The organism is Catenovulum agarivorans YM01 (genome assembly GCF_000281085.1).
In the GTDB taxonomy this organism is placed as follows: Bacteria; Pseudomonadota; Gammaproteobacteria; order Enterobacterales; family Alteromonadaceae; genus Catenovulum; species Catenovulum agarivorans.
In genome coordinates this window covers 67,622-85,789 of the sequence record NZ_JH767523.1, presented here as the reverse complement: position 1 = coordinate 85,789, position 18,168 = coordinate 67,622, and the positions used below count along the sequence as shown (strand labels likewise).

At 38.8% G+C, this 18,168-nt stretch carries 18 protein-coding genes; 12 read left to right on the top strand and 6 right to left on the bottom strand.

What is annotated here, in order from left to right:
* The first annotated feature begins 2 nt into the window (after nt 1-2).
* Together WSC_RS0104995 and WSC_RS0104990 are read left to right on the top strand one after the other, a co-directional pair.
* Nucleotides 3-305 carry an EscU/YscU/HrcU family type III secretion system export apparatus switch protein gene (locus WSC_RS0104995; protein ID WP_016954814.1) on the top strand — a complete coding sequence of 101 codons (303 nt, stop codon included), beginning with the start codon at nt 3-5 and terminating at the stop codon, nt 303-305.
* A gap of 2 nt (nt 306-307) precedes the next feature.
* Nucleotides 308-1,861: a sugar porter family MFS transporter gene (locus WSC_RS0104990; RefSeq protein ID WP_016954813.1), complete on the top strand. Its 1,554-nt coding sequence runs from the start codon at nt 308-310 to the stop codon at nt 1,859-1,861.
* 17 nt (nt 1,862-1,878) lie between these two features.
* On the opposite strand, the gene WSC_RS0104985 is transcribed toward WSC_RS0104990, so the two are convergent.
* Together WSC_RS0104985 and glnS are read right to left on the bottom strand one after the other, a co-directional pair.
* Nucleotides 1,879-2,436, bottom strand: coding sequence for a YaeQ family protein (locus WSC_RS0104985; RefSeq protein ID WP_016954812.1), 558 nt, complete (start codon nt 2,434-2,436; stop codon nt 1,879-1,881).
* A 136-nt stretch (nt 2,437-2,572) separates the two neighbouring features.
* The gene (gene glnS / locus WSC_RS0104980) at nt 2,573-4,246 is read right to left on the bottom strand and encodes a glutamine--tRNA ligase (RefSeq protein ID WP_016954811.1); all 1,674 of its coding nucleotides are present in this window, start codon (nt 4,244-4,246) and stop codon (nt 2,573-2,575) included.
* A 232-nt stretch (nt 4,247-4,478) separates the two neighbouring features.
* On the opposite strand from glnS, the gene WSC_RS0104975 reads away from it, so the two are divergent.
* Nucleotides 4,479-6,563 (top strand): putative bifunctional diguanylate cyclase/phosphodiesterase, encoded by a 2,085-nt coding sequence (locus WSC_RS0104975; protein WP_016954810.1) that lies wholly within the window; start codon nt 4,479-4,481, stop codon nt 6,561-6,563.
* 28 nt (nt 6,564-6,591) lie between these two features.
* On the opposite strand, the gene WSC_RS23950 is transcribed toward WSC_RS0104975, so the two are convergent.
* Both WSC_RS23950 and WSC_RS0104965 read right to left on the bottom strand, forming a co-directional pair.
* The gene (locus WSC_RS23950) at nt 6,592-7,035 is read right to left on the bottom strand and encodes a hypothetical protein (protein ID WP_016954809.1); all 444 of its coding nucleotides are present in this window, start codon (nt 7,033-7,035) and stop codon (nt 6,592-6,594) included.
* Nucleotides 7,023-8,225: a hypothetical protein gene (locus tag WSC_RS0104965; RefSeq protein WP_157447191.1), complete on the bottom strand. Its 1,203-nt coding sequence runs from the start codon at nt 8,223-8,225 to the stop codon at nt 7,023-7,025. The genes WSC_RS23950 and WSC_RS0104965 overlap by 13 nt, the downstream gene beginning before the upstream one ends.
* Nucleotides 8,226-8,349: 124 nt before the next feature.
* Between WSC_RS0104965 and WSC_RS0104955 the strand changes: the two genes are divergently transcribed.
* The 3 genes from WSC_RS0104955 (at nt 8,350) to WSC_RS0104940 (ending at nt 11,023) form a co-directional block, all read left to right on the top strand.
* Nucleotides 8,350-8,940 carry a peptidylprolyl isomerase gene (locus WSC_RS0104955; protein ID WP_026016673.1) on the top strand — a complete coding sequence of 197 codons (591 nt, stop codon included), beginning with the start codon at nt 8,350-8,352 and terminating at the stop codon, nt 8,938-8,940.
* Nucleotides 8,941-9,309: a hypothetical protein gene (locus WSC_RS0104950; RefSeq protein ID WP_016954805.1), complete on the top strand. Its 369-nt coding sequence runs from the start codon at nt 8,941-8,943 to the stop codon at nt 9,307-9,309.
* A gap of 94 nt (nt 9,310-9,403) precedes the next feature.
* Nucleotides 9,404-11,023 (top strand): AmpG family muropeptide MFS transporter, encoded by a 1,620-nt coding sequence (locus WSC_RS0104940; protein WP_016954804.1) that lies wholly within the window; start codon nt 9,404-9,406, stop codon nt 11,021-11,023.
* A gap of 278 nt (nt 11,024-11,301) precedes the next feature.
* On the opposite strand, the gene WSC_RS24825 is transcribed toward WSC_RS0104940, so the two are convergent.
* A complete protein-coding gene (locus WSC_RS24825; protein ID WP_157447190.1) occupies nt 11,302-11,457 on the bottom strand; it encodes a hypothetical protein in 156 nt (51 codons plus the stop codon).
* Between the two features lie 371 nt (nt 11,458-11,828).
* Here WSC_RS24825 and WSC_RS0104925 point away from each other — a divergent pair, with 371 nt between their 5' ends.
* The 3 genes from WSC_RS0104925 (at nt 11,829) to WSC_RS0104915 (ending at nt 15,044) form a co-directional block, all read left to right on the top strand.
* Nucleotides 11,829-13,154: an alkaline phosphatase gene (locus WSC_RS0104925; RefSeq protein ID WP_016954801.1), complete on the top strand. Its 1,326-nt coding sequence runs from the start codon at nt 11,829-11,831 to the stop codon at nt 13,152-13,154.
* Nucleotides 13,155-13,429: 275 nt separating this feature from the next.
* The gene (locus tag WSC_RS0104920; protein ID WP_016954800.1) at nt 13,430-14,323 is read left to right on the top strand and encodes a type 2 periplasmic-binding domain-containing protein; all 894 of its coding nucleotides are present in this window, start codon (nt 13,430-13,432) and stop codon (nt 14,321-14,323) included.
* Between the two features lie 43 nt (nt 14,324-14,366).
* A complete protein-coding gene (locus WSC_RS0104915) occupies nt 14,367-15,044 on the top strand; it encodes a ceramidase domain-containing protein (RefSeq protein ID WP_016954799.1) in 678 nt (225 codons plus the stop codon).
* On the opposite strand, the gene WSC_RS0104910 is transcribed toward WSC_RS0104915, so the two are convergent.
* Nucleotides 15,010-15,501 (bottom strand): WbuC family cupin fold metalloprotein, encoded by a 492-nt coding sequence (locus WSC_RS0104910; RefSeq protein WP_016954798.1) that lies wholly within the window; start codon nt 15,499-15,501, stop codon nt 15,010-15,012. The two genes, WSC_RS0104915 and WSC_RS0104910, sit on opposite strands and share 35 nt — an antisense overlap.
* A gap of 163 nt (nt 15,502-15,664) precedes the next feature.
* Between WSC_RS0104910 and WSC_RS0104905 the strand changes: the two genes are divergently transcribed.
* Genes WSC_RS0104905 through WSC_RS0104895 form a run of 3 tightly spaced genes read left to right on the top strand, consistent with a single transcriptional unit; the run spans nt 15,665 to nt 18,148 of the window.
* Entirely contained in the window at nt 15,665-16,489 is an 825-nt protein-coding gene (locus tag WSC_RS0104905; protein ID WP_016954797.1) for a mechanosensitive ion channel family protein, read from the top strand.
* A gap of 58 nt (nt 16,490-16,547) precedes the next feature.
* Nucleotides 16,548-17,552: a protein-methionine-sulfoxide reductase catalytic subunit MsrP gene (gene msrP / locus WSC_RS0104900; protein ID WP_016954796.1), complete on the top strand. Its 1,005-nt coding sequence runs from the start codon at nt 16,548-16,550 to the stop codon at nt 17,550-17,552.
* On the top strand, nt 17,552-18,148 hold the full coding sequence (locus WSC_RS0104895; protein WP_016954795.1) for a protein-methionine-sulfoxide reductase heme-binding subunit MsrQ: 597 nt from the start codon (nt 17,552-17,554) through the stop codon (nt 18,146-18,148). The genes msrP and WSC_RS0104895 overlap by 1 nt, the downstream gene beginning before the upstream one ends.
* Nucleotides 18,149-18,168 lie beyond the last annotated feature (20 nt).

Sequence of the window (18,168 nt, the reverse complement as noted above, 5' to 3'; positions counted from 1 at the left end):
CTATGCCTGCAGACGAGAAAAAAGCGATAGCACTGACCTATGATGCGCCCAATACACCTAAAGTTACCGCCAAAGGTTTTGATGAGTTAGCTCAATCCATTATTGAGCAAGCGCGCGAGGCTGGTGTAATGGTGCATGAAGACATTGAACTAGCAAATTATTTAGCTAAATTAGATGTAGGTAGTGAAATACCCGAAGAAGTGTATATTATTATTGCTGAGATTATTGCTTGGTCATACGTACTTAAAGGCATAATACCAGCCGACTTAGGCATACAACAAAAACGAATAAATACAAAAGCCTAACTATGAATTCAACTCAAACATACGCAATTTTTGTTGCTAGCATTGCCGCGCTCGGCGGATTTGTCTTTGGTTTTGATGCCTCAGTCATTTCGGGTGTGATTGGTTATGCCTCACAAGAATTTAATTTATCCCCTTGGCAAGAAGGTTTTGTTGTTAGCTCGCCAACCTTAGGTGCAGCCATAGCCTCTTTACTCGCAGGGCCAATTGCTGACAAAGTTGGCCGCAAAAAAGTATTAATTGTCATAGCAGCACTGTATCTCTGCTCGGCTATCGCTTCGGCAATGGCAAATTCTTATCAAAGTTTAATTATTGCGCGCATTATCGGTGGCTTTGCCTTTTCATCTTTAGTGATAGCGCCTATTTATATTGCGGAAATCGCGCCAGCTCAGCTGCGCGGTAAACTAGTGTCAATTAATCAGCTGAATATAGTATTCGGTTTTTCTGCCGCGTATTTTGCCAATTATTATCTGTTAAATGCAGCGTCTAATGTAGAACACTGGTTACAAGCTTATCAGCTAGAGCAAAATGTTTGGCGCTTTATGTTAGCTGTAGAAATTGTGCCTGCACTTGGCTATTTCCTATTATTATTTTTAATTCCCGAAAGTCCCAGATGGCTAGTCTTAGCCAATAAACCGCAACAAGCACAAATCACCTTAAATAAGCTATTACCTGCTGCTGAAGCACTAGAGCAAATTAATAGCATTCGCCATTCTGTAGCACAACAATCACTGAATTTAGCCGAAAGACTTAAGCAATTTTTTAGTCAAAAAATGCGTTTAATTATCATAATAGCTTTTACCATTGGCATTATTCAGCAAATCACTGGAGTCAACGCCATTTATTTTTACGCGCCAAGCATTTTTGAACAAAGTGGTGTAGGTAAAAATGCTGCATTTGTACAAGCAATTTGGATTGGTTTAACCAATGTAGTTTTTACCCTGATCGCCATGGTGCTGATTGACAAAATTGGCCGCAGACCACTATTTATCGCTGGTTTATGTGGTGTGATCTTAAGTATGAGTTTAAATAGCTTTGCCTTTTATCAAGCTGATTACAAACTCACACAAGCGTCGGCAATTGAACTGAGTGCACAAATCGCTGAACCTAAATTAATGACTTTAGCTGAGCAAGAATTTCAATCTGATATCGCGTTTAAACAAGCACTGCATTCAGTGTTAACTGCCGAACAATTTAAGCAATACCAGAGCGATATTTTAAAACAAGCAACGCATATTAATGCCCCACTTGTGCTATTTGCCATTTTATTTTTTGTCGCCTCGTTTGCGGTTTCACTTGGGCCTGTGATGTGGGTATTGTTGTCGGAAATTTTTCCAAACCATTTGCGTGGACTGGCTATTTCCATTGTTGGTTTAACCAATAGTGCAGCAAGTTTTATCACGCAACTTATGTTTCCGTACGAACTTGCAACCTTTGGTGCACCCTTTACCTTTATTGTTTACGCTGTGTTTGCGGCGCTCGGCTTAATTCTAATTTACAAACTGCTACCAGAAACCAAAGGTAAAACACTCGAAGAATTAGAGTCTGTTCTTAAATAACCGGGCTTAGCTTAAATTTAATGAATTAGATCGACCGCGGGCACGGTTAATGGATGGAACAAGGTCAGTTTAGATTCAAAAAAAGCATCACCAGCCGCAACTGTTAGCAAGTCATGATCTATCATCACGCTCCAGGCTAGATTCTTTTCAATTAACAAACTTAAGTTTTCAACCATGTCATTATCTATTTCGACGAGTTGTAAACTCGGGTGTTTATTTATTAGCTTATGCAGCTTTTGCGCTTTTTGTTGGTCGCAATAAAACAGCCATACATGCTCGGATTTAGCTTCTGCTTTTTCAAGTCGGTCAAGGGGTAATTGGTCAACTTCAATCCAATGTTCAAATTGAACATCGTTGCGCTTTACGAATAAATCAGGCTCATCACCTACGCAGATAGCTCGGCTCATTTGTAATTGGTGGTGGCGAAAAATTGCCCAAGCGAGTAAACGCTGAACCAAATGCTGATGGGATTCAGCTTGATGCACAGCAATAACTTCACTACGAGTTAAGAAGTCTTGGGAATCAATATGCGAAACACTTATGTCCGCTTTGATAATAGTTGAACCATCTGCCATAAGCGCCTCCACAGACGCAATAACTACTGAGTTAAGTATTAACCAGTTATTAACAAATAGCCAATAAAAAGTAAGTTATCGACCTAACAATTGATATAACTATTAGGTCGATAATATTAGCAGCAAAATGACAAGGTTATTTTTGCTCTACTTTTGCCCAACTGTCACGCAAACCTACAGTGCGATTAAACACTAGCTGGCTGTCGCTTGAGTCTTTACTGTCTTTAACAAAATAACCTGTGCGTTCAAACTGGAAAGCTTGAGTTGCTGCAGGATCAGCTAGGCTAGCTTCCAATTGAGCGCCTTTTACCACAACTAAACTTTCTGGGTTTAATACTTGAGTAAAGTCTTCTTCCGCTGCTGGATTTGGCACAGTGAAGAGTCTGTCGTACAAACGCACTTCAGCAGGTTTTGCTGTTTTTGCATCCACCCAATGAATGACACCTTTTACAGAACGGCCATCTGCTGGATTTTTACCTAAAGTTTCTGGATCGTATTGGCAATAGACAGTTTCAATTTCACCGTCGGCGTTTTTATCAACTCTTACAGCTTTAACTACATATGCACCACGTAAACGCACTTCTTTGTCTAACACTAAACGTTTGTATTTTTTGTTGGCTGACTCTCTAAAGTCTTCACGCTCTATGTAAAGTTCGCGTGAGAAAGATACTTCACGGCTACCAAACTCAGGATTTTGTGGGTGATTTGCCACGTTTAGAATTTCGCTTTTATCTTCAGGGAAGTTTTCAATCACCAATTTAATCGGCTCTAAAACCGCCATAGCGCGTGGTGCATTGTCATTTAAATCTTCACGAATACAAGCTTCTAACATAGCCATTTCAACCATGTTATCCATTTTGGTTACACCAATGCGCAAACAAAATTCACGGATAGATTCAGGCGTGTAACCACGGCGTCTCAAACCTGCGATAGTAGGCATGCGCGGATCGTCCCAACCAGAAACGTGATTATCAGTGACTAACGCATTTAATTTACGTTTACTCATCACTGTGTATTCAAGGTTTAAACGCGAGAATTCGTACTGATGTGGACGCGCTTCAATTGAAATATTGTCTAAAACCCAATCGTACAAACGGCGGTTATCTTGGAATTCTAATGTACATAACGAATGGGTAATATCTTCAATCGCATCCGAAATACAATGAGTGAAATCGTACATTGGATAAATGCACCATTTATCACCAGTTTGATGGTGATGAGCAAATTTCACGCGATAGATAATTGGGTCGCGCATACACATAAATGGAGAGGCCATATCAATTTTGGCACGCAATGCACATTCACCCTCTTTGAATTCACCCGCACGCATTTTTTCAAATAAGGCTAAGTTTTCTTCAGGGCTAGTATCTCGATACGGACTATCTTTACCTGGCTCAGTTAAGGTACCACGGTACTCTCGGGTTTGTTCACCATTTAAAAAGCACACATAAGCTTTGCCTGCTTTTATCAATTCCACTGCATAAGCATACAATTGGTCGAAATAATTCGATGAGTATCTTGGTTCACCCGCCCACTCAAAACCTAACCATTTAACGTCTTGTTGAATAGATTTAACGTAATCAATATTTTCTTTTTCAGGATTAGTATCGTCAAAACGCAAATTACACGTGCCTTGGTAATCTTGCGCTATGCCAAAATTTAAACAAATAGACTTAGCATGACCAATGTGTAAATAACCGTTTGGCTCAGGTGGGAAACGCGTGTGGACATAACTATGTTTACCTGAATCCAAATCTTGATCGATAATTGTTCGAATAAAATTGCTTGGGCGAGCCGGTGTGTCGACCATAAAAATACTAATCCTCTTAAAATCTAGCTGCGCAAATTTTGATTAAGCCTGCTGAAAGTCAAATATTGTAACCGAAAATTGCCAACAACAATATTGTTAGTCACAGGCTAGCTGTTTTAATGTTGTAAATTATGCCACTTTATATCATAGTTATCAGCAACCCTTTGTGAAAAATTGCCACCTATTACTGTGGTGAATGGCCTGCTTAGTGTTATTTGGACAAGGAAATATTATGTTCGTAAGCATTCGTACAAAACTATTGCTGATGACGCTATCGAGCGTGATCATCTTATCTAGTGCCATTTTGTATATTTCAATTAATGAACATAAGCGTCTTTATATAGAAACTGCCGCTCAAGACTTTTCGGCACTTGCTCAAAACATATCGGAAGATTTGGTCGAATACTTTGCCACCAATAATGCCAACGACTTCACCTTAAGTACTCGGCTACTGCAACTAGACAAATATCCTTATGTTAAGTTTGCCGCCATTACTGATCAATCTGGCGAATTAGTTCATAGCTACATTAATCCAAACTACTACTCAGAAAAGCTACAACAGACTATTCCATTTTTAATCAATGCCCAGCCTAATCAATACTCAGACAGCTTGTTATTGAGGACAAAAATTGGTGACGACAGTTATAAGCTCGGGCAATTTTATTTATATATTGATTTAAAAAAGCAACTTGCACAAAGCCAGAGTGCCTTTATCGAAAAATTAATCCCGCTGGTAATAGCCGCTTTAGTTTTCACTTTTTTATTTAATAATTGGCTACAAACCACTGCGATTCGTCCATTGCTCAATTTAACTCGAGCTGTCGAACAAGTTGAAAAAGGTCAGGATTACACAAGCGTTCAGCAGATTAAAACGCATAGCAACGATGAAATAAAACAACTCACCTTGCGAGTCAGCGACATGTTGGCCACTATCAACAAACAACAACAGGCAAACAAATCCTATACAGAAAAACTTGTTAAACAACAAGCTGAGTTAATCCAGCTGGCAAATTATGACCAACTGACAGGTTTGCCTAATCGCAAAATGTTTATGGATATTTTGTCGCGATACATAAAACAAGTCGACCAGCAGTATCATGCTATTGCGGTCATTTTACTCGACATAGATGACTTTAAAACGGTAAATGAAGCGATTGGTCATAAAAATGGAGACAAATTGCTATTGGAAGTGACCAAGCGGCTAAAACACTTATTAACCGAAGATCAGGTGCTAGCGCGCATAGGTGGTGACGAATTTGCAATCATTTTGCCTGAAGATAAAACCCAAGGAAACGCAGTTCATTTATGTGACCAAATTATTATTAAACTCAATAAAAATGTCCATATTGATAGCTGGTCGTTGCAAGCAACTGTAAGTATGGGTATTGCACATGCTAAACCATCCTTTTATGACAGTGGTTTGTTGTTGGCAAATGCAGATGTAGCCTTGTATAAAGCTAAACAAAACGGTCGAAATAGATATATAGAATTTGTTGATGCTATGACGGCTCAGCAAGAGCGTCGTCTGCAAATTGCCGCAGCAATTAAAAGTGGTTTAGCCAATAATGAATTTTATTTGCTCTATCAGCCTAAAGTAAAACCTGAAGTTGGAGTCGTTGGCATAGAAGCATTGATTCGATGGAATAGCCCAACCTTAGGCATGGTTTCTCCGGATGAATTTATCAAGATTGCCGAACAAACAGGCAAAATAAACGACATTACCCGCTGGGTGATCGAAGTTGGTTTTCACCAGTTGCAAACTATTCAGCAGCAGTTTGACAATAGCTTAAAGGTGTCGTTTAACTTAAGTTCTATGGATATATTTCGTCCCAATTTCGTAAGTTACCTAATTAAAGCGTTGAGCAATCCCAAAATAAATACCCAGTTAATTCAATTCGAAATCACTGAATCAGCATACATAGAAAACTTTACCATAGCGCATAATTTCATCAGCAAAGTTAAACATCTTGGTTGCAGCATAGCCTTGGATGATTTTGGAACTGGCTATTCATCATTGAGTTATCTAACTCAGGTACAAGCCGATACCATTAAAATTGACCAATTTTTTGTACGTAACTTATTTAAATCAGAAAAAGATAGCAAAGTAACAGATGCAATTATTTCGCTAGCGAAAAAGTTAGGTATGACAATATGTGCTGAAGGGGTCGAAACCCAACAACAATATAATTATTTAAATGCGTTAGGCGTTGACCAAATTCAAGGTTATTACTTCTCTAAACCTGTTGCTATGAGTCAGCTAAGTGAAACACTCAAAAAAATAGATGAGCAACTGACTCATATTGCCAAACAAGCCTAATCGATTTATGTTTTAACTAAAGTTCTGATTAATCTGTAAATCTGTAGATTACTTGGTATTTGCTGAGGTCAACATTTTGCGCCGGAGCAATGCCGATAGCACCATCATAGTCATCGATTAAAGTCAGCATTTGCTTAAAACTCTCTACTTGTGTGGGTGGTGTCCTTTTACCGGTAAATTTAACTTGTGCCCAATATGACTGTATTCGAGATTCAGTTAAACCCATGACCCGAATGTTAAACACAGCTCGCCACGGATGCCCTGGAGCTAGAATAATTGGCTGCAATATATCGCCATTTTTCTCTAAACGAGCACCTAAAAACACCTGTTTAATTTGTTGGCGTGACAATTCAAACGGCTCATTTACTTTAGTAAAAACAAAATAGTCATTTGCAAAGATAGCTGTAGGAAAAATAACGCCAATCAAAATCCCTGACAGCTTGAATTTAAGCGTATATTTTAGAATACCCACTCAACACCTCCCAACATCAATAGCGCTGAGCGGTCAAAAGCAAGCTGTTGTTCAGAAGGTAGTCCGATAAAAGGTTGCCCCCAAGTATTTCTTATATCTAATTTCAACGCTAGTTTTGGTGCAACATCGTATCTTATGCCAACAGTGAGACTTTTTGCATCTGCATCTGGTCGAGTGGTTAAAAATTCATTGTATTGAGCAATGCCAACATCCAAATCGGCAATACCGGTTGAAAAATCTATTGTGTCAAGCCCACGCAAGTAATGGGCGTTTCTATGACTGTAGGTAAGGTGAATTGTGTAGTCACCGATATATTTACCAAATGTAAGGTAATAAGCATGTAATAGCGATAACGGCTCTATGTCATGGTCGACATGAATAAATTCAAACTGGAAAAAGTTTTCCAACATAGCGTAATGAACGCTCAGTTGATTAAATCTAATATCCCCATCCACAGTTAGTTTGTCGGCGACTTGACTAAAAAGTGGGTTAATTTGCCCAGCTAAGTTAAATCCATCAATTAAAGGCGAGAGTTCATTTTCAACAATGCGATAATCACCTTCTGTCTGCGACAAACGAACAATAAAATCTAAAAAACTAAAATTAACCACAAGCCCCATATAGGCATCGGACTGCGCGCGATATACAGATTTATTTACTTTAATTTGTTGGTCAACCTGACCTAAAAATGCTTGCACATTTAAGGTGAATTTTTCACTCAGCCATTCATATTCTGCAAGCCCACCTTCAAACTGACGAAAAAAATAAGACGAATAAACTTCATCTGGCGGAGAAACCCAATGGTAAGCATAACCAACATCTAATACGTCACTATAATGAAAAAATGGTGTGTGTAATTTACCAACTTTAAACTGCCAGCTCTCATTTGGTTGATAATTTAGATACAGCCAACCCAACGAAGATCTGTGTTGATTTGAGTGAGCGAGGAATTGTGCTGTTGCAGACAGTGTGTCTGTCAGTTGACTATCAAGTTGCAGTCCAAACAAGCTATGCTCGGCAATCGAGATACCTTGATTATAGTTTTCTAGCTCAGCGTCATCAGAGGCAACCTTGCCAGCAATTAAACGGCCAAAACCAGAGTATTCAACAATTGATTTTTCTGTTGCTTGAGCAGGAAAATGCCAAACCAGCAAGGTCAAGCACAAATAAATCCAAATATAGTTTTTCAAAATACCTCCATGTATAAACTGCATTTATTAAAGTATAGCCACAAAATCAGCAAAGGTGCCACTTGCAAATGATAACTAATTCAATATAGTAGCTGGCTAATATTAAATCAGCCTGAAAATAGTTATGCGAAACCTTTACGTATTTTTGCTCATGTCCTTCTTGTTCACTTTTAATGCTCAAGCAGCAAAAGTGGATACCCAAGATTCAAATTTATACCCTAGAGTTAAATTAGAAACTAGTATGGGTGATATCGTTATTGAGTTAAACCGCCGAAAAGCACCAATAACAGTTAAAAACTTTATCAGCTATGTTGTCAGTGGGGAATATAACAATACGATAATTCACAGGGTTGTCCCTAACTTTGTTGTTCAAGGCGGTGGCTATGATGTTAAATTTAACGAGCGGCCAACAGGCGACAAAATTTTTAACGAAAGTGGCAATGGCTTAACAAACGACCGTATGTCAATTGCTATGGCTAGAATGAGTGACCCCCACTCAGCAATTCGTCAATTTTATTTTAACTTGCAAGATAACAAGAACCTAAACCCAGGCCGAGACTGGGGTTACGCTGTATTTGGCTACGTTGAAAGTGGTGAAGAGGTTGTAGAAAAAATGGCTGCATCTGAAACCCACTATTCGGCTGAATTTGGCGCTCCAGATGTGCCAATTCAAGCAATTGTAATAAAAGTAGCAAGTTTACTACCACAGAATTAATTGCCGACTATACTCAAAGAAGTACAGGATATTGAGCCGAGTGTTGTGAAAGTCGATCAATTTATAGAATTAAAATCTAAACAACTTGTTTTTTATGTGCGGGCTTTTTTAGCCCGCCAAGTTGATTACGCTGAACTTGATTTATTTATTTGGGATACACTCGAAGAATGGGCACAAGTTACAGTAGAACAAAACGAAACTTACTCCGAAAAAGAGCGAGTGTTTTGGCACTTAATTCACCAAATAAGCTTCTGGCCTAAAGATACTCTACTGACAGATACTTTGTTAATTGATGAACTAAGTATTTGCGCGGATTTCATCAATGGCCAAGGCGGTTTTCCTATGGACTGCATTGGCGTTCGTCCATAAGTTAATTATTTAAATTTTAAACACAGCTTTAGCTTTGCACACCTGATCTTGTTTGATAGGCTTAGTTAACCTATTGCACCATAACAAGTTTTGCATGACATCTAGCCAATCTATCTCAACTGCACTGAATTATTTTAAAGACCGCAGACTCATCACTATATTCTTTTTTGGCGTCGCAAGTGGCTTCCCTTGGATTTTAATTGGTTCAGCCATGAGCAGTTGGCTACAAGAGGAAGGTTTTTCCCGTAGCAGTATAGGTTTATTTGGGCTTATCTTTGTCGCCTATAGCATTAACTTTTTATGGTCACCTTTAGTCGACAGAATAAAACTGACAGTGCTAACCAACAAATTTGGTCAGCGTCGAAGCTGGATATTATTAACCCAAAGCATTTTGATTATTTTGACCTATCAGTTGAGCCAAACCTCTATGCAGCAAGATTTGTCTGCGATTGCCCTCATCGGCTTTTTAATCGCACTGGCTGGAGCAACCCAAGATATAGCAATAGATGCCTACCGTATAGATTTACTGCAAGACAAAGACAGCAATTATATGGCTTCAGGCTCAGCTATGGCGACATCAGGCTGGTGGACTGGCTACGCTGGTATTGGCGCAATTCCATTTTATTTGGTTGACCAAGCTGGGTTAAGCTGGCAACAGGCCTATTTATTCCTAGCCCTTGTCATGCTGGTGTTAAGCATAAATACTTTGTTTGCCAAAGAGCCTGCGACAAATCGCAGTCAAATACAGCTCAGTATTCAGCAACAATATTTACATAACATAAGCCTAGTTGGTGCAAGTAAACTGCTGTTTCCAATACTGGTTGCATGTATTATCGGCCTAATTCTTTATGCTAATTTTGATTACCCAAACTGGCCAGCAAGCTTCACTCTATTGTCCCCACTCGCTAGCGTAAGTTTGTCGATCAGTTTGGTGCTTGTGCTGTTAGTAACACTGTTAGGCAAATTAAATACCTTAGCAAACAATAACAGCGCTAACCAATTGCAAATGACTGATAATCACAAAGCATTAAATAAAACACTCGCATGGTTATTAACCACTATGGTTGCACCTATTCAGGAATTTTTTTCGCGAAATGGATTTAAACTTGCGGTTAGTTTACTGCTATTTATTTTCCTATTTAAACTTGGTGAAGCTTATCTAGGCAGAATGTCGATAGTCTTTTACAAAGAGTTGGGATTTAGCAATAGCGACATTGCCACCTACTCCAAGCTGATTAATTGGGGCGTAACTATATTATTTTCTTTAATTGGCAGTGTATTCACGATTAGGTTTGGCATATTTAAAGGGTTGTTCATCGGTGGTATCGCCATGTCAGCCAGTAACCTACTTTTTGCACTAATGGCTATGGTAGGCCCCAACAAAGCACTATTTGCCTTCACAGTTATTGTTGATGGATTTACCTCTGCTTGGGGCTCTGTTGCATTCGTAGCTCTACTATCTGTATTGTGCAACAAATCATTTAGCGCCAGCCAATATGCGCTAATGGCATCGTTGGGTACACTGGGGCGCACTATGTTAGGCTCATATTCGGGTGTTGTTGTAGACTGGTTAGATGGCAATTGGGCTATTTTCTTTGTAATAACCTCTATAATGGTTATTCCAAGTCTGCTATTTTTATATTTAATTAAAGATTCAATTAACCAAATGATTGCAGCTAATGAGCTGCAGAATGCTCAAGAAAACAAAATATAGAGTAAATTAAATGATCAGACTGTTTGCCTTATTACCACTCATTACTTTCGGCTTGTATTGGCTGTACCTACGTAAAAACGGCTACACGGTTAAACAAGGAAAAAAGGGATTCTTAGTTATATTTTGGCTTAACTTTGTTGTGTTAGGCTTTTTTACCCTGATGTATTTTCTGACTAGAATTGAATAAAAATCCAGCTGAACAAATGAAAAAGGCCAAGGTTTAACACCTTGGCCTTTATTCTGTATCTAACATTTTCAATCACTTTGCAAACGTTGATTTATTCTTTATTTTCAACCTTTTGAACTTGCTCAACACCTGCAGCCGCGACATCACCGTTATTTGCCGTCGCAGTATTAAACATAGCCGTCACAGCCATGACTAAAACAGCTAAAGCGACAGTTGTTAAACTAATTCCACGCGATGAATTATTCATTGCCTCACACCCAAATTATACCGCTGATTTATTGTTATTTTTAGATTACAATTTTATCCACAAGCATTAAGAAAAACTGCTAATGAACGTTCCTCATGTTAGCTCACTTTTTAAACGACAACAAGTCTAAAAATATAAATTTTCAAGGTTTTTTCTAAATAAATTTTAGCAAGATCTCGTCCACATTCCTTACATAAAAAAATCGCCATTGTTAGAGCCACATGTATATCTCTGCGTTATTACTAGTCAATGTCTTACACCAGCTTCAGAGAATAACCAAACAACCTTATTTTATTAATGCACCATTGAGACTTGCCAAAGCTAGTTGACTATCCGCATAATGAAACAAACAATACAACAACATTCTAACTATGCGTTTTATTCACTACACACTACTATTTGTGCTAATTGGTTTGTTTTCACTGGCACTTTTGAAAACCGACACTCAAACCTCTCCAAAGAATATTATCTTGGTGATTGGTGATGGTATGGGTGATAACTATTTATCTGCATATCGCTACTGGCGAGCAAAATCACCCGACAATGTATCTCCCACCATATTTGATCAACTCTTAGTTGGAAAAAGTATGAGTTATCCTGATGATGATACTTTTGTAACTGATTCGGCTGCAGGTGCTACCGCATATGCAGCTGCACAGAAAACCTATAACGGAGCCATATCTGTTAATCACAATGGTGACAAATTAACCACGTTAATGGAGTTAGCTAAACAGCACAACAAAACCACAGCCATTGTCGCAACCTCTGAAGTGGTACACGCCACACCCGCGACCTTTTTTGCACATCAGGGACATAGAAAAGAATATCCACAAATCGCAGATCAAATTGTTGATAACCAAATAAACAACAAGCCAATCATAGATTTAATCCTAGGTGGTGGTATTTCTTACTTAGTGCGCGAAGATAGAAACTTACTGAATGAGTTAAAAACATTTGGTTATGCGATTCACACAGATTGGGCCAATTTAAATCAGATCACTTCATTGCCGGCAATAGGAGTATTTGCAGATAAAGGACTTGCTTACGAGATCAATAGTAAACAACAACGACTTGAACAGATGACTCAAGTTGCATTGCAACAGCTTACCACAGATGCCAACAGCAAGAAGAATGGATTTTTTATCATGATTGAAGCGAGTCAAATTGACTGGTGTGGCCATGCAAACGACATTGCTTGTGCTATGCATGAAATGGATGATTTAGCCAACACATTGTCGCTGTTAAAACAATTCGTCGACGATCACCCAAATACCTTAATGGTTGTTACCGCAGACCATGAAACAGGTGGGTTATCTATTGGTGCAGAAGGTCAATATAACTGGTTGCCTGATGTTATCGCTGGAGTAAACAACAGCTTAGATTCGATTGGTGACACGCTAGCGCAAACTAATGATGAAAACCTCTATGCAACTTGGCTTACATTAACCTCTATCGAACTTGAACAACCACAAATTTTGGCGCTAAATGCAGCGAAAAACAGTGGTAAAAACGCGCTGATTGCATTTAGCCGTAAACAGATCAACAACAAAAGCTTAACGGGTTGGACTTCGGGTGGACATACAGCAGCTGACGTTCCTGTACTCGCTTACGGCGCTCAATCCCAACTGTTTTATGGATTTCACGATAACATTCAAATTGGCCAAAAATTATTTGAGCTCATTCAGCACACTGACTAAAGGTTAACTAATTTAGACATATCTTGCATGTGAGATATGTCTAACAACTTTTGTAATAATTTACCATTAATCCTAATCGGTAATGCCGCTAGTTTTATTGTTATTTAGCGTACCTCCCCCAAAAAACTTATTGTAAAACAATAAGCTCACAAAAACATGAGTAAAAATTCATCAGTCAGTACATCAGGTTTTTCAGCCTAAATGTTTAAACCAATATAATTAAAGTTAAGCTCATCATATCCTCATTCTTCAACAAACTAACACAGGAGGTTAGCATGCAGCGAAGAACTAGGTTATTAGCGACAATTACAATCCTGTTGGCTTTTATTATTCCTTCAACCAAAGCGCTAGAAAAAATTAAAATGAACGTCAATCCAAATAGTGACATGGCATTATATGCGCAAAGCTTACTGCGTCTTGCGTTAAGCCAGCAGCATACTTATCAGCTTGAAACAATTCACAACGACACGCCAGTTCAGCGCGATATAGACATGGTTAAGTTTAACGAGTTGGATATTGTGTGGCACCCGACTAATAGGCAACTAGAAAAGCAACTATTAGCAATACGTGTCCCGATAGCTAAAGGGCTCCTAGGCTACCAAAGTGTTATAGTGAAAAAGCAACGTTTGCCTGAGTTTAGTATAGTCAATCAACGTAAGCTGCTAGAAACCTTGAGTTTTGGTGTATCAAGAAATACCGGTGATAAACAAATTTATCTGTCAGCTGGATTAACCGGTGTTTATTCAAGCAACGAACAAACCTTAATCCATATGCTCGAAGGTGAGCGTTTCGACTATTTACCGACGGAGACACACAAAGCGCACAAACTTGTGCTAGACAACCCCAAGCTAAACTTAGTTGTTGTACCTGATTTAGTGGTTAGTTTTATCAAACCCATCTACTTTTTTGTTAACCAAAATGATATTCAATTAGCAATGCTGTTGTCCGAGCGTTTAGAGCATATGGTGAATGATGGAACGCTAGATGATTTACTCCTACAACAAACTTTTGCCGCTTATACAATTAACAAATTGTCTAACGAGAAAATGGTCGCTATTGAATTAACTAACCCTGTATTACCGGAAAAAACGCCGGTTGCCGACAGTCGTTATTGGTATCAGTTTGAAGCGGATGAACAAAGCGAAGAAACGCTGCTGAGTTCATTGTAATATACCAACTTTACTTTAGAATAAGCTCGTATTTTAGACTCAAATGACAAAAAACATGATGGATCTCTATTGCGAGCGTACCGACTTTACCTTTTGGTCTGAGCCGCTCAACGCCCTAAGCAACTTAGCTTTTATCTTAGCTGCGGCATTTGCTTTTTCTTTGTGGAATAAAACAAAATCACAGCTAACCAACAAAGAGAATGCCATTTTATTCGTACTGAGCTGCAATATCGCCATTATTGGTATTGGTAGCTTTTTGTTCCATACATTTGCGACCAAATGGGCTATGTTTGCCGATGTGATCCCAATTTATATTTATAAAGTAGCTCTATTGCTCTTGTATCCAACAATGGTGTTAAAACTGTCTTGGACAAAATCTATCGGGCTATTTTTGTTGTTTTTAGTGTCAACATACTTAGTTGGCTGGTTGCCAATTGACCTCAATGGCTCGCAAATGTACATACCGTCGATTGTGATGCTGATGGTCTTTACCCTACTCCACAGTCATAAATATAAAGATACCGATTGGCCACTCGTTGCGGCGATAATCGCATTTTTAATCTCAATAACTTTTAGAACAATAGACAACCAAATATGCACAGCATGGCCAGTCGGCAGTCACTTTGGCTGGCATATTTTTAACGGTTTTGTACTCTTTTTTACATGGAAAAGCCTGTATAACAAATTTAGTCAGCGCGCGACCAACACTCTGTCACTTTAGCATCAATTAACCATTGTATATAATCTTGCGCCTCTGGGCTGCCTTCCTCGGGTGCCCAAGACGCAAACCCCTTGTCGTTAATCGGCGTATATGGACCTTCTTTAATTTCAAAAAACGTTGTATTCGCTTGCAGAGCAACAGTTGAATGCCAAACACCCGGTGGTATTTCAACAACAGACGCTGTTTGCTCAGGCCCCAAACAAATTTTGTCCAATATACTGCCGTCGGGTTTATAAGTTACGAATAACAACGTCCCTTGCAACACCACAAAACATTCCCATTTATTCGCTTCAACATGTTTGTGTGGGCGAACATAACTGTCTGGCTGCATGCTGATAAATAAACGCTGCACAGCAGCAGTATAATCCTTATGCCAATTTAAATTGCTGCGTCTTCTTGGCGACTCAGCTGCCGCTTGGTTTAAATTTGCTAATTCCGATTGATCAAATACTTTCATTGTTGTGCCTTGTTCATCTAGTATTAAGGTACACTTCAGCTACTGGCTAAAAGCCAGCAAAATATATATACCCAAACTAGTTGAAGATGCAAGATTTCAGCAAGAGATAAAAAGCATTTAGACAAGGCATTGATTGAAAATTATAAGCTTCCAAGGAGTAAACATGTTTGTTGAAGATATCGAAAAGCTCGAAAAAATCTATGATTTAGCCATAGAATATTTAGTCACTTATAGTTTCCAACTGCTCGCAGCTTTTGTCATTTTCATCATTTTTCTGCTTTTGGCCAATAAAGTAGGCAAAATACTTAACCAAACTTTAGTCAAACGCCATGTTGATGTCACACTTAGCCAATTTTTAGCTAATTTACTCAAGTTTTTGGTGTTGGCTGCGGGTACAGTGGTCGCCTTAGGCAAAATTGGTATTAGCATTACTCCATTTGTAGCTGCTATTGGTGCTGCTTCACTAGGCGCAGGTTTAGCGCTGCAAGGTATGTTGTCAAACTATGGCGCTGGTTTAGCTATCATTCTGACCCGGCCTTTTACAATAGGTAATACCATTACAGTTCGTGACATAACAGGTGTTGTTAAAGAAGTTAAACTAGCTTCAACCGTATTAGTCAACGAAGAAGAAGAAGATATTATCATCCCAAACAAATTTTTAATTGGTGATGTATTGCACAACTCATATCAAAACAAATTAGTTGATAGCAGTATAGGTATCAGCTACGACTCAGATGTAAAACTGACTATTCAATTGATTAGCGATATTCTTCAAGAGTTTGATGGTGTAGATAGCAGGCGACCTGCACAAATCGGTATTGATAGTTTTGCCGACAGTGCAATTAACATAGGGGTGCGTTATTGGGCGACTACCCAGAGCTATTACGATATTAAATACCAAGTCAACTTAGCCATTTTTGAAACCTTGAAACACCAAGGCATCAAAATTCCATTTCCACAGCGTGAAGTGCGAATTTTGTCTGACTAATTGAAATAAAACCTAAGTTATTGAGGTCTATGTTACAAACTACATCTTGGATGTTTATATGAAAATTCTTAAATCAAATCGTAGTGACTTTAAAGATTGGCAAATTACCGACGAAAATACCTTTAATAATCGTCGACTCATTTTGAAAGGACTAGGGCTCAGCAGCGCTATGTTTGCCGGTGGCGCCCAAGCAAATTTATTCGATTGGCTCAAAGAAGATGAAGAGCCTCGCAAACAAGCTAGCTTAATGGCATTAAAATACGCAGCGGATAACAATAATACCCTAAGCTTAACACCAGAAGACAAAGTTACCAGCTACAACAATTTTTATGAATTTGGCACCAGCAAACAAGATCCTGCCGACTATGCGCATAAGTTGACAGTAAACCCGTGGCAACTCGAAATTACTGGTTTAGTAAACAATCCAATAAAACTAAATTACGAAGATTTATTTAACCAGTTTCCACTCGAAGAGCGTGTTTATCGGCTGCGTTGTGTAGAAGCTTGGTCTATGGTCATTCCATGGATAGGGTTTTCATTAAATAAACTCTTAGAAAAAGCCCAACCCAAAGCCAATGCTAAATATGTTCAATTCGAAACCTTACGCCGTCCAAGTGAAATGCGTGGGCAAACCAGTCGATTTATTGGTGGTAATATAAAATACCCTTATATTGAGGGCTTACGTTTAGACGAAGCTATGCACCCACTCACCACTATGGCTGTTGGTCTGTACGGCAAGTCGCTGCCCAATCAAAATGGTGCTCCAATTAGATTAGTCGTCCCATGGAAATACGGTTTTAAAAGCATCAAGTCTATTGTGAAAATTCACCTAACAGAATCTCAACCTAAAACGACTTGGCATTTAGCTGCGCCTTCTGAGTATGGTTTTTATGCCAATGTAAATCCAAATGTCGACCACCCTAGATGGAGCCAAGCGCAAGAAAGAGTCATCACCTCGGGCGGTGTATTTAACCAACAACATCAACAAACCTTGATGTACAACGGTTATGCCGAGCAAGTTGCCCATTTATATAAAAATATGGATTTAACCCAATATTTCTGATGCTTATTAAACTGGTTATTCACATTATTTGTTTGTTGTGGGCTGGCTCTATTTTCTGGCTCGCAAGCCAAGATGCATTAGGCGCAGATCCAGTAAAAGCTGTCATCCATTTTTATGGTATAGGCGCACTCAATTTATTAATTGTGACCTTGTTAGTTAGCCCTGCAGCAAAAACATTTAAGTCAGCTGTCATTATGCGTCAGCGCCGTTTGCTTGGTTTATATTGTTTTGCCTATGCATGCATACACGTGTTGTGCTTTTGGTGGTTCGAACTAAATTTTTCTCTAGCAACTTTTATCTCAGAGCTAATTAAACGCCCCTATATTTGGCTTGGCATGTTTGCATTGTTAATTCTGCTAGTTTTAGCAATCACCTCACCCAACATAGCTAAAAAATGGCTGAAGAAAAAGTGGCAACCAATACACAATTTTATATATCTGGCGATTGTGTTGGTCTGTTGGCACTTTTTCTTATCACGTAAAGCGGACATATACGAGCCAGGTTTATATGCGTTAGTTGCGCTACTGCTCCTTGGCCTGCGTTATCAAAAATTTATCAGTTGGTTTCAAAAGGCCTTTGGCCGAAAAACTCACTAAAGTAATTTTCTCCACAACCG

What these genes read in the sequence shown, in the direction of transcription:
- WSC_RS0104995 (WP_016954814.1), top strand. Translation starts at nt 3, where the DNA reads ATGCCTGCAGACGAGAAAAAAGCGATAGCACTGACCTATGATGCGCCC.
- WSC_RS0104990 (WP_016954813.1), top strand. Translation starts at nt 308, where the DNA reads ATGAATTCAACTCAAACATACGCAATTTTTGTTGCTAGCATTGCCGCG.
- WSC_RS0104985 (WP_016954812.1), bottom strand. Translation starts at nt 2,436, where the DNA reads ATGGCAGATGGTTCAACTATTATCAAAGCGGACATAAGTGTTTCGCAT.
- glnS (WP_016954811.1), bottom strand. Translation starts at nt 4,246, where the DNA reads ATGGTCGACACACCGGCTCGCCCAAGCAATTTTATTCGAACAATTATC.
- WSC_RS0104975 (WP_016954810.1), top strand. Translation starts at nt 4,479, where the DNA reads ATGTTCGTAAGCATTCGTACAAAACTATTGCTGATGACGCTATCGAGC.
- WSC_RS0104955 (WP_026016673.1), top strand. Translation starts at nt 8,350, where the DNA reads ATGCGAAACCTTTACGTATTTTTGCTCATGTCCTTCTTGTTCACTTTT.
- WSC_RS0104940 (WP_016954804.1), top strand. Translation starts at nt 9,404, where the DNA reads ATGACATCTAGCCAATCTATCTCAACTGCACTGAATTATTTTAAAGAC.
- WSC_RS24825 (WP_157447190.1), bottom strand. Translation starts at nt 11,457, where the DNA reads ATGAATAATTCATCGCGTGGAATTAGTTTAACAACTGTCGCTTTAGCT.
- WSC_RS0104925 (WP_016954801.1), top strand. Translation starts at nt 11,829, where the DNA reads ATGCGTTTTATTCACTACACACTACTATTTGTGCTAATTGGTTTGTTT.
- WSC_RS0104920 (WP_016954800.1), top strand. Translation starts at nt 13,430, where the DNA reads ATGCAGCGAAGAACTAGGTTATTAGCGACAATTACAATCCTGTTGGCT.
- WSC_RS0104915 (WP_016954799.1), top strand. Translation starts at nt 14,367, where the DNA reads ATGACAAAAAACATGATGGATCTCTATTGCGAGCGTACCGACTTTACC.
- WSC_RS0104910 (WP_016954798.1), bottom strand. Translation starts at nt 15,501, where the DNA reads ATGAAAGTATTTGATCAATCGGAATTAGCAAATTTAAACCAAGCGGCA.
- WSC_RS0104905 (WP_016954797.1), top strand. Translation starts at nt 15,665, where the DNA reads ATGTTTGTTGAAGATATCGAAAAGCTCGAAAAAATCTATGATTTAGCC.
- msrP (WP_016954796.1), top strand. Translation starts at nt 16,548, where the DNA reads ATGAAAATTCTTAAATCAAATCGTAGTGACTTTAAAGATTGGCAAATT.
- WSC_RS0104895 (WP_016954795.1), top strand. Translation starts at nt 17,552, where the DNA reads ATGCTTATTAAACTGGTTATTCACATTATTTGTTTGTTGTGGGCTGGC.